The sequence below is a fragment of the Stenotrophomonas sp. YJH_SMC_133 genome (assembly GCF_059370655.1).
This window is the reverse complement of the sequence record NZ_JCAFTW010000013.1, coordinates 37,913-50,825: the sequence shown is the minus strand read 5'-3', so window position 1 is coordinate 50,825 and position 12,913 is coordinate 37,913. Positions and strand designations below refer to the sequence as shown.

The 12,913-nt window shown below is 67.3% G+C and carries 10 protein-coding genes; 3 read left to right on the top strand and 7 right to left on the bottom strand.

All coding sequences use genetic code 11. The features are described 5' to 3' along the window. Positions 1–23: 23 nt before the first annotated feature. From guaB to moeB, 4 genes are all read right to left on the bottom strand, one after another. Positions 24–1,481, bottom strand: coding sequence for an IMP dehydrogenase (guaB, locus tag AC5P78_RS17865; protein ID WP_014036909.1), 1,458 nt, complete (start codon positions 1,479–1,481; stop codon positions 24–26). 491 nt (positions 1,482–1,972) lie between these two features. After that, a complete protein-coding gene (gene folD, locus AC5P78_RS17860; protein ID WP_005416247.1) occupies positions 1,973–2,851 on the bottom strand; it encodes a bifunctional methylenetetrahydrofolate dehydrogenase/methenyltetrahydrofolate cyclohydrolase FolD in 879 nt (292 codons plus the stop codon). Positions 2,852–3,834: 983 nt separating this feature from the next. Beyond that, positions 3,835–5,667 (bottom strand): monovalent cation:proton antiporter-2 (CPA2) family protein, encoded by a 1,833-nt coding sequence (locus AC5P78_RS17855; protein ID WP_235643689.1) that lies wholly within the window; start codon positions 5,665–5,667, stop codon positions 3,835–3,837. Between the two features lie 249 nt (positions 5,668–5,916). Then, entirely contained in the window at positions 5,917–7,053 is a 1,137-nt protein-coding gene (moeB, locus tag AC5P78_RS17850; protein WP_414498620.1) for a molybdopterin-synthase adenylyltransferase MoeB, read from the bottom strand. Between the two features lie 89 nt (positions 7,054–7,142). On the opposite strand from moeB, the gene AC5P78_RS17845 reads away from it, so the two are divergent. The 3 genes from AC5P78_RS17845 (at position 7,143) to AC5P78_RS17835 (ending at position 9,512) form a co-directional block, all read left to right on the top strand. Further along, positions 7,143–7,958: a helix-turn-helix domain-containing protein gene (locus AC5P78_RS17845; RefSeq protein WP_024956137.1), complete on the top strand. Its 816-nt coding sequence runs from the start codon at positions 7,143–7,145 to the stop codon at positions 7,956–7,958. A 74-nt stretch (positions 7,959–8,032) separates the two neighbouring features. Next, positions 8,033–8,668: a LysE family translocator gene (locus AC5P78_RS17840; protein ID WP_414498619.1), complete on the top strand. Its 636-nt coding sequence runs from the start codon at positions 8,033–8,035 to the stop codon at positions 8,666–8,668. Between the two features lie 94 nt (positions 8,669–8,762). Next, on the top strand, positions 8,763–9,512 hold the full coding sequence (locus tag AC5P78_RS17835) for a lysine transporter LysE (protein ID WP_165710366.1): 750 nt from the start codon (positions 8,763–8,765) through the stop codon (positions 9,510–9,512). A gap of 138 nt (positions 9,513–9,650) precedes the next feature. Here AC5P78_RS17835 and der read toward each other — a convergent pair whose 3' ends face one another. Genes der through AC5P78_RS17820 form a run of 3 tightly spaced genes read right to left on the bottom strand, consistent with a single transcriptional unit; the run spans position 9,651 to position 12,912 of the window. Further along, the gene (gene der / locus AC5P78_RS17830) at positions 9,651–11,048 is read right to left on the bottom strand and encodes a ribosome biogenesis GTPase Der (protein ID WP_012479950.1); all 1,398 of its coding nucleotides are present in this window, start codon (positions 11,046–11,048) and stop codon (positions 9,651–9,653) included. Between the two features lie 17 nt (positions 11,049–11,065). After that, entirely contained in the window at positions 11,066–12,274 is a 1,209-nt protein-coding gene (gene bamB / locus AC5P78_RS17825; protein ID WP_495217309.1) for an outer membrane protein assembly factor BamB, read from the bottom strand. After that, positions 12,274–12,912, bottom strand: coding sequence for a YfgM family protein (locus tag AC5P78_RS17820; RefSeq protein ID WP_005409299.1), 639 nt, complete (start codon positions 12,910–12,912; stop codon positions 12,274–12,276). Before AC5P78_RS17820 ends, bamB begins: the two co-directional genes overlap by 1 nt. Between the last annotated feature and the right edge of the window lies 1 nt (position 12,913).

The following is a 12,913-nucleotide window of genomic DNA, read 5'->3' as shown; positions in this document are numbered from 1 at the left end:
CGTTCCTCTTTGCTCGGCCCGCGTCAGGCGCGGTAGTTCGGCGGCTCTTTGGTGATCGTCACGTCGTGGACGTGGCTCTCACGCTGGCCGGCGCCGCTGATCTTCACGAACTTGGGCTTGCTGCGCATCTCGTCGATGGTGGCGCAGCCCACGTAGCCCATGGTGGCACGCAGGCCGCCCATCAGCTGGTGGATGATGCCGCCCACCGGGCCGCGGTACGGCACGCGGCCTTCGATGCCTTCCGGCACCAGCTTGTCGGCGGTGGCGGCGTCCTGGAAGTAGCGGTCCTTCGACCCCTTCTCCATGGCAGCCAGCGAACCCATGCCGCGGTAGCTCTTGTACGAACGGCCCTGGTACAGCTCGGTCTCGCCCGGCGATTCCTCGGTACCGGCCAGCAGGCCACCGACCATGATGGTCGAGGCACCGGCGGCTAGCGCCTTGCCGATGTCGCCCGAGTAGCGGATGCCACCGTCGGCGATCAGCGGGATGCGGTCCTGCAGCGCTTCGGCTACCAGATCAATGGCGGTGACCTGCGGCACGCCGACACCGGCGACGACGCGCGTGGTGCAGATCGAGCCCGGGCCGATGCCGACCTTCACTGCGTCAGCGCCGCTGTCCAGCAGCGCCAGTGCGGCTTCGCCGGTGCAGATGTTGCCACCGATGACCTGCACGTTCGGGAAGTTCTTCTTGACCCAGCTGACGCGGTCCAGCACGCCCTGCGAGTGGCCGTGCGCGGTATCGACCACGATCACGTCCACGCCGGCGGCGACCAGCGCTTCCACGCGGCGATCGGTATCGCCACCCACGCCGACGGCAGCGCCGACTAGCAGGCGGGTCGACAGGTCCTTGGCAGCGTTCGGGAAGTCGGTGTTCTTCTGGATGTCCTTGACGGTGATCAGGCCACGCAGCTCGAACGAATCATTGACCACCAGCACCTTTTCGATGCGGTTGCGGTGCAGCAGCTGCAGCACTTCGTCAGACGCGGCGCCTTCCTTGACCGTGATCAGGCGATCCTTCTTGGTCATGATGTGGCGGACCGGATCGTCCAGCTCGGTCTCGAAGCGCATGTCGCGGTGGGTCACGATGCCGGCCAGCAGGCCGTCGCTGCCCACCACCGGCACGCCGGAGATGTTGTGCGCCTGGGTCAGGGCCAGCACGTCGCGGATGGTGGTTTCCGGGCCGACGGTGATCGGGTCGCGGATGACACCGGCCTCGAACTTCTTGACCTTGGCCACTTCCGCGGCCTGCTGTTCCAGACTGAGATTCTTGTGGATGATGCCCATGCCGCCGAGCTGGGCCATGGCGATGGCCAGGCGGGCTTCGGTGACGGTATCCATCGCGGCGGACAGGATCGGAAGCTTCAGCTTCAGGTCTCGGGTCAACCGCGTTTCGAGGTTGACGTCCTTGGGCAGGATGGTCGAGTGGGCGGGGACGAGCGAGACGTCGTCGTAAGTGAGTGCTTCAGCCTGGATGCGCAGCATCGGCATACCCGAGATGTGGGGAAGCGCGACATTTTACCCTGTTTTCGCGCCGCGTGGCAGGGGGTGGATGCGACGCAGTGTCGCGCGGGCGGCGATTGGTTCAGGGGGCCATCCGGGCCGGCGGCATACTGCCTTTGGTAGGTGCCAACCTTGGTTGGCACCTACCAGGAGCGAGTCATCGGCCTGCCTTTGGTGGGTGCGGACCGTTGGTCCGCACTACCCTTCAGACACCTGTGTCTCCTGCATTGTGCCGACCAACGGTCGGCACCCACCTTAAGAGGATCACTCGGGCCAGCCCTGGAGCGCCTTTGGTAGGTGCCAACTTTGGTTGGCACAAACAGCCAGAGGCCTTCACCCCACCTGGGGTCCAGGTGCCGGACGGATCGTGCCAACCAAGGTTGGCACCTACCAGGAGCGGGTCATCGGCCTACCCCGGCATTGTGCCGACCAACGGTCGGCACCCACCAACAGCAGATCTCCCCAATCGCAGGTCAGCTCAGCGCTTCCGCGGCTTCCAGGGTGTTCTGCATCAGCGTGGCCACGGTCATCGGGCCCACACCACCCGGCACCGGGGTGATCCAGCTCGCCCGCTGGGCAGCGGCCTCAAACCCGACGTCGCCCACCAGCCGGCCGTCATCCAACCGGTTGATGCCGACGTCGATCACCACCGCGCCCGGCTTCACCCACTCGCCCGGCACGATGCCGGGGCGGCCCACGGCCACCACCAGGATGTCGGCGTTGCGCACGGCCTGTTCCAGCACGTCCTTGGGGGTGAACTTGTGGCAGCTGGTCACGGTGCAGCCGGCGATCAGCAGCTCCAGGCCCATCGGGCGGCCGACATGGTTGCTCACGCCCACGATGGTGGCATTGCGGCCGCGCACCGGCTGGTCGGTGTGGCCCAGCAGCGTGGTGATGCCGCGCGGGGTGCACGGGCGCAGGCCGAACTCGCGCAGGGCCAGGTGGCCGACGTTTTCCGGGTGGAAACCGTCCACGTCCTTGCGCGGGTCGATGCGCTGGATCAGCCGGCGCGCATCGGGGATGCCCGGCAGGGGCAGCTGGATCAGGATGCCGTTGATCTTCGGATCGGCGTTGAGCTGGTCGATCAGGTCGAGCAGTTCGGCTTCGGTAGTACCGGCCGGCAGATCGTAGTCATGCGCTTCGATGCCGACCTTCTCCGCGGCACGGCGCTTATTGCGCACGTACACGGTCGAGGCCGGGTCGCCGCCCACCAGCACCACGGCCAGGCCCGGACGGCTGCCACCGGCGGCCACGCGAGCGTCGACGCGCACCTTCAGGCTGTCGAGCAGGTCCTCGGCGATGCGGCGGCCATCGAGGATGCGGGCAGGATGCGGGGCGGCGGAATCGGTCATCGGGAGCGGGCGTGGGGCGGCGGGGACGCTATTGTCCCTGATTCAGGCCCCCTCGCCCACCGCCGCGCGCCGGTAGTGCCGGCCGCTGGCCGGCAACTCCATGACGTCGGAACGTTTCCGTATCTGCCGGCCAGCGGCCGGCACGACCAACCGCCGGCTTCGGCAATTCCCCGCGCGGGTAGTGCCGGCCGCTGGCCGGCAACCTCATAACGTCGGAACGATTCCGTATCTGCCGGCCAGCGGCCGGCACTACCAACCACCGGCTTCGGCAATTCCCCTCACGGTAGTGCCGGCCGCTGGCCGGCAACTCCATGACGTCGGAACGTTTCCGTATCTGCCGGCCAGCGGCCGGCACTACCAACCACCGGCTTCGGCAATTCCCCACCCGGTAGTGCCGGCCGCTGGCCGGCAACCCCATGACGTCGGAACGTTTCCGTACTTGCCGGCCAGCGGCCGGTAGGCTTCGGCAATTCCCCACACGGTAGTGCCGGCCGCTGGCCGGCAACCCCACGACGTCGGAACGTTTCCGTATCTGCCGGCCAGCGGCCGGCACGACCAACCGCCGGCTTCGGCAATTCCCGACCCGGGTAGTGCCGGCCGCTGGCCGGCAACCCCATGACGTCGGAACGTTTCCGTACCTGCCGGCCAGCGGCCGGCACGACCAACCACCGGCTTCGGCAATTCCCCACACGGTAGTGCCGGCCGCTGGCCGGCAACCCCATGACGTCGGAACGATTCCGTACCTGCCGGCCAGCGGCCGGCACGACCAACCACCGGCTTCGGCAATTCCCACACGGTAGTGCCGGCCGCTGGCCGGCAACCTCATGACGTCGGAACGTTTCCGTATCTGCCGGCCAGCGGCCGGCACTACCAACCACCGGCTTCGGCAATTCCCCACACGGGTAGTGCCGGCCGCTGGCCGGCAACCTCATGACGTCGAAACGTTTCCGTATCTGCCGGCCAGCGGCCGGCACGACCGGGCTTTACTCTTCCTCTTCCGGCACGTCCTGCGGGTTCAACGTCTTGCTCGCCCGCTTCGGCGCGGTGAACGGCGTCGGCGTCGGTACGCCCTGGCCGGAGTTGCCGAACACCATCTTGGCGCCGGCATTCAGACCACCACCGGCAATCTCCAGCTCGAAACGCTCGGCATCGCGGCGACGGATCTGCTCGGCAATCTCGATCGCGTCGTCCTCATCCGCACCCAGCTCCACCAGCGCGGCCTGGCCGAACAACACTGCCGATTCAAACGTCTCGCGGATCTGGAAATCGACACCGGCATGGATCAGCCGCAGCGAATGCTCGCGGTCGAACGAGCGCACCATCAGCTTGGCCTGGGGGAACTCGTGTGCCACCAGTTCAACGATGCGGTCGGCGGCCTCGGCCTTGTCTACGCACACCGCAATCGCACGTGCGGTGGCCGCGCCCGAGGCATGCAGCACGTCCAGTCGCGTACCGTCGCCGTAGTAGATCTTGAAACCGAAACGCGCGGCGCTCTGGATCATCTCCACGTCGTTGTCGATGATGGTCACGTCCACGTCGCGCGCCAGCAGCGACTGGCTGGCGACCTGGCCGAAGCGACCGAAGCCGATCAGCAGCACGCTGCCGGAGAGGCCATCGGCCTCGTCCACGCCGTCCATGTTCACCGTCGGCTTCGGCGCCACGCGCTTGTAGAGCAGCACCACCAGCGGGGTCAGCGCCATCGACAGCACCACCACGGCGGTGAAGTTGGCATTGATCTCCAGGTTGATCACGCCGGCCGATGCCGCGGCGGAGAACAGCACGAACGCGAACTCGCCACCCTGCGCCATCAGCACGCCCCGGTCCAGCGCCTGCGCGTGGTCGCTGCCCATGATGCGCGCCACCACGTAGATGCACAGCGCCTTGGCCGCCATCAACGCCAGCACCAGGCCGAGGATCAGCTGCCAGTTGCCGGCCACCACGCCCAGGTCCAGCGCCATGCCGACGCTGAGGAAGAACAGGCCAAGCAGGATGCCGCGGAACGGTTCGATATCCGCTTCGATCTGGTGACGGAAGGTCGACTCGCTCAGCAGCACGCCCGCGAGGAACGCGCCCATCGCCATCGACAGGCCGGACAGCTGCATCAGCAGTGCCGCACCCAGCACCACCAGCAGCGCGGCGGCGGTCATCACCTCGCGCGCCTTCGACTCGGCCAGCACGCGGAACAGTGGGTTGAGCAGGAAGCGGCCGACCAGCACCAGGCCGACGATGGCACCGACGCCGATCGCCACCGACAGCCAGCGCGAGCCCTCGCCATCGGCGCTGCCCGCGCTCGCGCCCATCCACGCCACCAGCGCCAGCAGCGGCACGATCAGCAGGTCTTCGAACAGCAGGATGGAGACGATCTTCTGCCCCGATGGCAGCGCGATGTCACCGCGTTCGGCCAGCAGCTGCATCACCACCGCAGTGGAGGTCAGCACGAAGCCGGTGGCGCCGATGAAGGCCACCTGCCACGGCAGGCCGAACAGCTTGGCGATGCTGGTCAGCACCACCGCACAGGTGACGATCTGCAGCGTGCCCAGCCCGAAGATCTCCTTGCGCAGGCTCCACAGGTGCGAGGGCCGCATTTCCAGGCCGATCACGAACAGGAACATCACCACGCCGAGCTCGGCGGTATGCAGGATCGCCTGCGGGTCGGAGAACCAGCCCAGCCCGAACGGTCCGATCGCCAGGCCGGCGGCGAAGTAGCCCAGCACCGAGCCCAGGCCGGCCCGGCGGAACAAAGGCACCATCACCACCGCCGCGCCCAACAGGGCGACGACCTTGACCAGCTCGCTGGTCGCTGCTTCTACCGCCATGCGGTGTGTTCCCCAAGATCCAGAATCGGGTTCAACAATAGAGCAATGCCGATGACGGCAATAGCACGCATGTTGCGCCGGATTGTCTTGGAGGTGGAACGATGTAGGGAGCCACCCCAGCATCATCCCGAAACCATGCATCCGCGTCGGTGGGTGCCAACCATGCACCCGCTTCGGTAGGTGCCAACCTTGGTTGGCACGAAAACGCCGACCAAGGTCGGCATCTACCAAGGCATTCCCCGGCCAGCCTCACCCACCCCGACAAAACGCGGCGTAATCGATATACCCCGGGAACGGCACGCCCGGCGCGCACACCGGGCACTGCGGGTCCGGCCGGATGCCGGTCTCGCGGAAGCGCATGCCCAGCGCATCGAAGCGCAGCAGGCGGCCGACCAATGGCTCGCCGATGCCCAGCAGCAGCTTCAGCACCTCGGTGGCCTGCAGCACGCCAGCCAATCCCGGCAGCACACCCAGCACACCGGCCTCGGAACAGTTCGGCGCAAACTCCGGCGGCGGCGGCTCCGGGAACAGGCAGCGGTAGCACGGCGCCACGCCACGCTGGCGGCCGGCGTCAAACACGCTTACCTGGCCATCAAAGCGCTCGATGGCGGCATACACCAGCGGCGTGGCGTGCTTGATGCAGGCGTCGTTGAGCAAGTAGCGCAGCGGGAAGTTGTCCGAGCCATCCAGCACCACGTCCACGCCGTCCAACAGCGCATCCACGTTCTCGGAGGTGACCCGCTCCGGCACGGCCTCCACCTCGATCGACGGGTTGAGCGCCAGCAGCCGCTCACGCGCGGAATCGACCTTGAGCTGGCCCACGCTGGCTTCGGTATGCACGATCTGCCGGTGCAGGTTGCTGCGCTCCACGCGATCGTGGTCGGCGAAGCGCAGGTGCCCTACCCCGGCGGCGGCCAGGTAGAACCCCGCCGGTGCGCCCAGCCCACCCGCGCCCAGCACCAGCACGCACGACTGCTGCAGCCGGCGCTGGCCGGCCTCGCCCACCTGCGGCAGCAGCAGGTGGCGCGAATAGCGGTCGTAGAAATCGCGGTCGGCAGCGCTGGCCAGTGGTTGCACCAGCGGCAGCGACTGCTCGCGCCAGGCCACGGTGCCGCCTGTCACGGAAGCGACGTGGGTGTAGCCGGCCTCCCGCAGGAACTGCGCGGCATCGGCCGAGCGCTTGCCACTCTGGCAGATCAACAGGATTTCCTGGTCGTGCTTTGGCAGATGCGCGGCCGGGTCGGCCTGCAGCTCGCCCTTGGCCACGCCGCGCGCGCCCTCGGCCATCCCGCCGGCCCGCTCGTGCGCCTCGCGCACATCGATCAGCACCGCGCCATGGGTCAGGCGCTCGCGTGCCTGCGCGGGGGAAAGCTCTTGGATGCTCATGGCGGCATTATCGCGCAGACACCCTCGACGCGCCCTGCCCCGAACATGGCACCATGCGGGCGTTGCCCCCTGCATCCCGGAACCGCTGCATGCGCTCTGCCACCGAATTCTGGCGTGACCCGCGCATGCCCTTCGTCGAAAGCCGACGGGCGTGCGACAGCCGCGCCTGCCATCGCCCGCACAGCCATGACACCTTCTCGATCGGCGCCGTGGACGCCGGCAGCAGCCTGTTCACCGGCGCCGCGAAAGGGCCGCGTCTGCTGCAGCCCGGCAGTCTGGTCGGCGTGCCCGCAGGCCGCGTGCACGCCTGCAACCCCCTGCCCGGCCAGGTCTGGAGCTACCAGATGCTGCATCTGGACCCGCGCTGGATGGCCGAGGTCCGCGCCGAGTATGACGACCTGCCCGAACCCGACTGGCAGCAGGAACCGATCCGGATTTCCAACCATCGCCCGCGCTACCAGCAGTACTGCCAGCTCAACGAGACGCTGTTCTCCGACGATCCGGTAAGCGTCAAGGAAGCGGCCCTGATCGCGTTCGTCGGCGATCTGGATGAACACGATGGTGTAGCCGTCGCCGGCCCGCTTGAAGATGCCGCGTTACAGCAGCGCTTGCAGCCGGTGATGGACGTCCTGCGCCAGCGGCTCGAACACACCCCGGCCCTGCAGGAGCTGGCATCGCTGGCAGGCATGAGCCGCTACCAGCTGATCCGCGCCTTCCGACGCGCCACGGGCCTGACACCGCACGCCTGGCAGATCGACCAACGCATCCAGGAGGCCCGCCGGCGGCTGTGCGAAGGGCAGGCACTGGCCGTGGTCGCGCATGCGCTGGGTTTTGCCGACCAGAGCCATTTCCAGCGGGTCTTCAAGGCCCACGCCGGTGCGACCCCGGGCCAGTACCGGCGCTGAGCCTGCAATAACGTTCAATACCATCGCGCGGCGCATCCCCAGACTGGCGCCCCAGCCAGCCGCCGCCGGACCCGATGGAACAGTTCCTGGTCATCGCCACCGTACATTTTCTCGCCCTGCTCTCACCCGGCCCCGACTTCTTCCTCGTTGCACGCACCGCGATCACCTCGGGATGGCGCACCGCCAGTGGCGCCTGCGCAGGCATCGCCGTCGGCAATGGCGTCTTCATCGTGGCCGCTTTCACCGGAACGGCCATGCTGCGCGCAGGCAGCGCAGGGTTCATTGCGGTGCAGTTGGCGGGCTGCGGGTTCCTGCTGTACCTCGGCACGCTGTTCCTGCGCCATGCGGGTTCGACGACGTTGCAGGCACCTGAAGCTGCCGCCGGATCGCGAGCGGGTGGTGCCCACGGATGGTGGAGGGCGGCAGGGCTGGGTGCCCTGTCTGCGCTGCTGAACCCGAAGAATGCGCTGTTCTACGCAACGCTGGCGGCGATGCTCAACGGTCCGCAGGCCAGCGCCGCAACGAAGTTCTTCTATGGCGCGTGGATGTTCGGCATCGTCCTGCTATGGGATCTGCTGGTTGCCGCGCTGGTTGGCCACCCGTGGGTGCTGGGTCGATTCGCGCGTGCCCTGCCCTGGCTGGAACGGGCCGCAGGGCTCCTGATGATTGCGCTGGCGCTATGGATCGCCGTGTCGCTGTGGCTGGGCTGATGCCGGTAATTCGCGCCTGTCGCAATAGCGTTCAATACGGTGCGTCCAGCGCAGCCCACACTCGGCACTTTCTGTAGTTTGGTGGCAGGTTTTCGTGCAGCAGTTCTTCATCGTCGCGGTGCTGTACGGCTTCGCCCTGCTCCTGCCTGCGTCGAATCACGCGAAGATCCTGCGCACCGCGATGGGCGCTGGCGGGCGCGCCGCCATGGCCGCATCGTTCGGTATCGCCATCGGTACGGGCACCATCTGCGCCACGGCCTTCGTTGCGGCGGGCATGCTGGGAAACCGCGGCCTGTGGACGCTGGCGATGGAGTGCGCGGGCTGCCTGCTGCTGCTGCGCCTGGCGGGCATGTGCCTGCGCGACGCCGGGCTGACCTCCTTCTCTCCGCTTTCCCTGCAGATGCCCCGGGGCCTGAAGGCCCGCTCCCGTTGGCCGCACGCCGAGGCTGGATGCCTGTTGGCGCTCGCCAGCATCAACAACTGGACGCTGCAGTTCGCGGTTGCAGCCCTGGTCAGCGGCCTCGTTGCCGACATGGATACAAAGGCCGCCTACGTGGCCTGCCTGGGCGGCGTCGCGCTGTCGCTCGGCCTGCTGATGGCCTGGCTCGGCAGCCACCCACGCTGGGCACAGGGGTGTTGCCGATTGCTTCCGTGGCTGGAGCATGCCGCGGGCCTGGTGATCGGCGCAGTGTCGGTGGCGTACCTGGCAGGGGTACTGGGTACCACCCTGGTCTGGGCAAGCCTCACGGGGCAGGCGCAGCTGCCCGAATCGATGATGGCCGCGCCCCGCAGTGCCCCATGCGCGTTGCCGCATTGCCGCGCTCGTCGCAACAGTTCGCCATGATCGAGGACTGTAGACGTAGAGGTAGTGCCGGCCGCTGGCCGGCGACCTCGTGAACACGCCAGGCATCATCGGGTTGCCGGCCAGCGGCCGGCACTACCACAGACAAGAAAGGCGGCCCTGCGGCCGCCTTCCCGTGAATCACTTGCCCTTGACGTGCTTCATCAAGCGCCGCTTGGCCTTGACCTGCCGCTCGGTGAGGACGTTCTTCTTGCCCTCGTACGGGTTGGTGCCCTCGCGGAAGATGAAGCTCACCGGCGTACCGATCAGCTTGAAGCGCTTGCGGAAGAAGTTCTCCAGGTAGCGCTTGTACGACTCCTGCAGTTCCTTCAGGCGCGTACCGTGCACGATGAAGGTCGGCGGGTTTGCGCCGGCCGGGTGCACGTAGCGCAGCTTGGAGACGTGGCCGCGGATGGTCGGCGGCGGATTGGTCTCGTACGCCACTTCCAGCGCCTTGTTCACTTCGCTGGTGGTGAAGGTCTTGTTCGCCGATTCGTGCGCGCGGTGCACCGCACGGAACAGCTCGCGCAGGCCCGAGCCGTGCTTGGCCGAAATGCGCACCGATTCGGCCCACGGCACGAAGCCCAGCTTCAGCGACAGCATGGTTTCAGCCTGTTCGCGCTGGTACTCGGTCAGGCCATCCCACTTGTTGATGGCGATCACCAGCGCGCGGCCGGCGTCGAGCACGGCACCGAGCACGGTGGCGTCCTGGTCGGTCACGCCTTCGGTGGCGTCCAGCATCAGCACGGCGACCTGGCACTGCTCGATCGACTGCATGGTCTTGACCACCGAAAACTTCTCGACGACCTCGTCCACGCGCGAACGGCGGCGCAGGCCGGCGGTATCGATCAGCCGGTACTCACGTCCATCGCGCTCCAGGTCCACCGCGATCGAGTCGCGGGTGGTGCCCGGCACGTCGGAGGCGATCATGCGCTCCTCGCCGAGGATGCGGTTGACCAGGGTCGACTTGCCCACGTTCGGACGTCCGACGAAGGCGATGCGGATACGGTTCGGATCGTTGTCCAGTTCTTCGCCGCTGCCTTCTTCCGGCAGGCGCTGGATCACTTCGTCAAGCAGGTCGTCCAGGCCCTGGCGGTGTGCAGCCGACACGGTCAGCATCTCGCCGAAGCCGTAACGGGCGAACTCCGAACGCACGCTGTCCTCGTCGGTGCCGTCGATCTTGTTGATCAGCAGCAGCGTCGGGCGCGACAGCTTGCGCAGCCAGGCCAGGATCTCGTCGTCCAGCGCCGAGGTGCCCTCGCGGGCGTCGACGACGAACAGGATCAGATCGGCTTCGGCCGCCGCAGCCCGGGCCTGGCGCGTGGTGGCACCCGCCAGGCCTTCGTCTTCCCCGGCAATACCGCCGGTATCCACGACGAGGAAATGGTTGTCCTCGTCGAGGCGGCAGACGCCGTAGTTGCGGTCACGGGTGACGCCAGGCTGGTCATGGACCAGCGCGTCGCGGGTGCGCGTAAGCGCATTGAAAATAGTCGACTTGCCGACATTCGGCCGTCCAACCAGGGCGACCAAAGGCAGCATCGCGATTACTCCAATTTTTAATTTGCCAACCGGAAGGCGGTCAGCTTGCCATCCACGTTCTGCACCAGCAGCACCCCGTCGACGACGACCGGCTGGGCCAGCAGGGCGTCACCGCCGCTCTTCGCCCGTGCCGCCATCGCACCATCGGAGGTCTTCAACCAGTGCACGTATCCCTTGTAGTCGCCGACGACCACGTAATCACCGTGCAGCGCCGGGCCGGTCAGCGAACGACGCGCCAGCTCGGTCTGCGACCACATGGCAGCGCCGGTCGCCTTGTCCAGGCCGAACACGCCACCCTTGTTGTCGGTGACGAACACATTGCCCGACGACACCGCCACGCCACCTGCACCGCCATGGTCACGCGCCCACAGCGGGCGACCGGTCGGGCCTTCGATGGCCATGGCCTGGTTCTTGAAGCTGCTCACGAAGAGGGTGTTGCCCTCCAGCACCGGGGCACCGTCGACATCGGCCATGCGGTCCAGCTCGGTACGGCCTTCGCCGTTGCCAAGGTTCTGTTCCCACAGGGTACGCCCATCCTGCATGGCCAGCGCGGCAACCGCGCCTTCGTCCTTGCCGATGAACAACACGCCCGGACCGGTGACCACCGGCGCGTTGCCGCGCACGGTCAGCGCTGGCAGTTCGCTCGGGTTGAACCACTTCTGCGTACCGTTGCCGGCATCGAACGCGGTGACGCGGCCGTCGTTGCTGCGCACGAACACCAGGCCTTGGGCCACGGCCGGCGCGGCAATGACCTCACCCGGAACACGGGCGCGCCACTTCTCGCTGCCATCGTTGATGTCCAGGGCAATGACCTGGCCATCCAGCGTGCCGATCACGACCAGGTTCTCACCGACACCCGGGCCACCGGACAGGCGCAGCTTCGGCTTCTTCTTTTCCTTCTGCGGCTCCCAGGTCCAGACCTTCTTGCCGGTCTGCAGGTCGATGGCGTGCACGCCACCGGTGATCGCCGCAGCGAACACATGGCCGTTGGCCACGGCCGGGCCCTGGCGCACGCCGATGCGGCGCTCACCCTTGCCAAGGTTGACCGACCAGATCTTGTTGACCTTCACGCTCGGCTCGAACTTGACCAGCTCAGCCGGCTCCTGGGCCTTCTTCGCCGCCGCGTCCTTGCCGGCGAACCAGCCCTTCATGGTGCTGCAGCCGGTCAGGGCCATGCCCATCAGGAGCACGGTGGCGACGCGGGTGATCATGACCTTCTGACTCATCAAACCGACTCCGCAGGGGCGGCGACCGTGCCGCCGGCATCCATAACCTTGGTTTCCAGCAGGCGCCGCTGCGGCGCTGCCACGTCAAGCGACTTCAGCGCCTTCTCGTACTGTGCGCGGGCGTCATCGCGCTTGCCCTGCGCCATCAGCGCATCGCCATGGATTTCCAGGCTGCTGCTGTCGGTGGCGCTGCCCAGCAGCTTGATCGCCTCGTCGCTCTTGCCGGTGGCCACCAGCAGGCGGGCCACACGCTGGTCGACCACGCGCTGCAGGTCGCTTTCGACCTTCACGGCGCGCAGGGTGGCCAGCGCTTCTTCGTTCTTGCCGGCGTCGACCTGGGCCTTGGCCAGCTGCAGCGCCGCGAGGTCGCCATAGATGCTGGACGGGCCCGCTTCGAGCGCCTTCACTGCCTTGGCAGCGTCGTCGAGCTTGTTCTGCTGAAGACCGACCAGGGCCTTCTGGTATTCCACGTTGGCCGAGGCCAGCTTGCCGCCCTGATCCTTCTGGTACCACTGCCAGCCGGCAATGGCACCGATCGCGATGGCTACGCCACCGAGGATGCTGGCGCCATTCTTCCGCAGCCAGCTGCGGACGCGTTCACTTTGTTCGTGCTCGTCGAGCAGATCGTCGATCGCCATG

What these genes read in the sequence shown, in the direction of transcription:
- moeB (WP_414498620.1), bottom strand. Translation starts at nt 7,053, where the DNA reads ATGAGCATCCAAGAGCTTTCCCCCGCGCAGGCACGCGAGCGCCTGACC.
- AC5P78_RS17845 (WP_024956137.1), top strand. Translation starts at nt 7,143, where the DNA reads ATGCGCTCTGCCACCGAATTCTGGCGTGACCCGCGCATGCCCTTCGTC.
- AC5P78_RS17820 (WP_005409299.1), bottom strand. Translation starts at nt 12,912, where the DNA reads ATGGCGATCGACGATCTGCTCGACGAGCACGAACAAAGTGAACGCGTC.
- guaB (WP_014036909.1), bottom strand. Translation starts at nt 1,481, where the DNA reads ATGCTGCGCATCCAGGCTGAAGCACTCACTTACGACGACGTCTCGCTC.
- AC5P78_RS17840 (WP_414498619.1), top strand. Translation starts at nt 8,033, where the DNA reads ATGGAACAGTTCCTGGTCATCGCCACCGTACATTTTCTCGCCCTGCTC.
- der (WP_012479950.1), bottom strand. Translation starts at nt 11,048, where the DNA reads ATGCTGCCTTTGGTCGCCCTGGTTGGACGGCCGAATGTCGGCAAGTCG.
- bamB (WP_495217309.1), bottom strand. Translation starts at nt 12,274, where the DNA reads ATGAGTCAGAAGGTCATGATCACCCGCGTCGCCACCGTGCTCCTGATG.
- AC5P78_RS17855 (WP_235643689.1), bottom strand. Translation starts at nt 5,667, where the DNA reads ATGGCGGTAGAAGCAGCGACCAGCGAGCTGGTCAAGGTCGTCGCCCTG.
- folD (WP_005416247.1), bottom strand. Translation starts at nt 2,851, where the DNA reads ATGACCGATTCCGCCGCCCCGCATCCTGCCCGCATCCTCGATGGCCGC.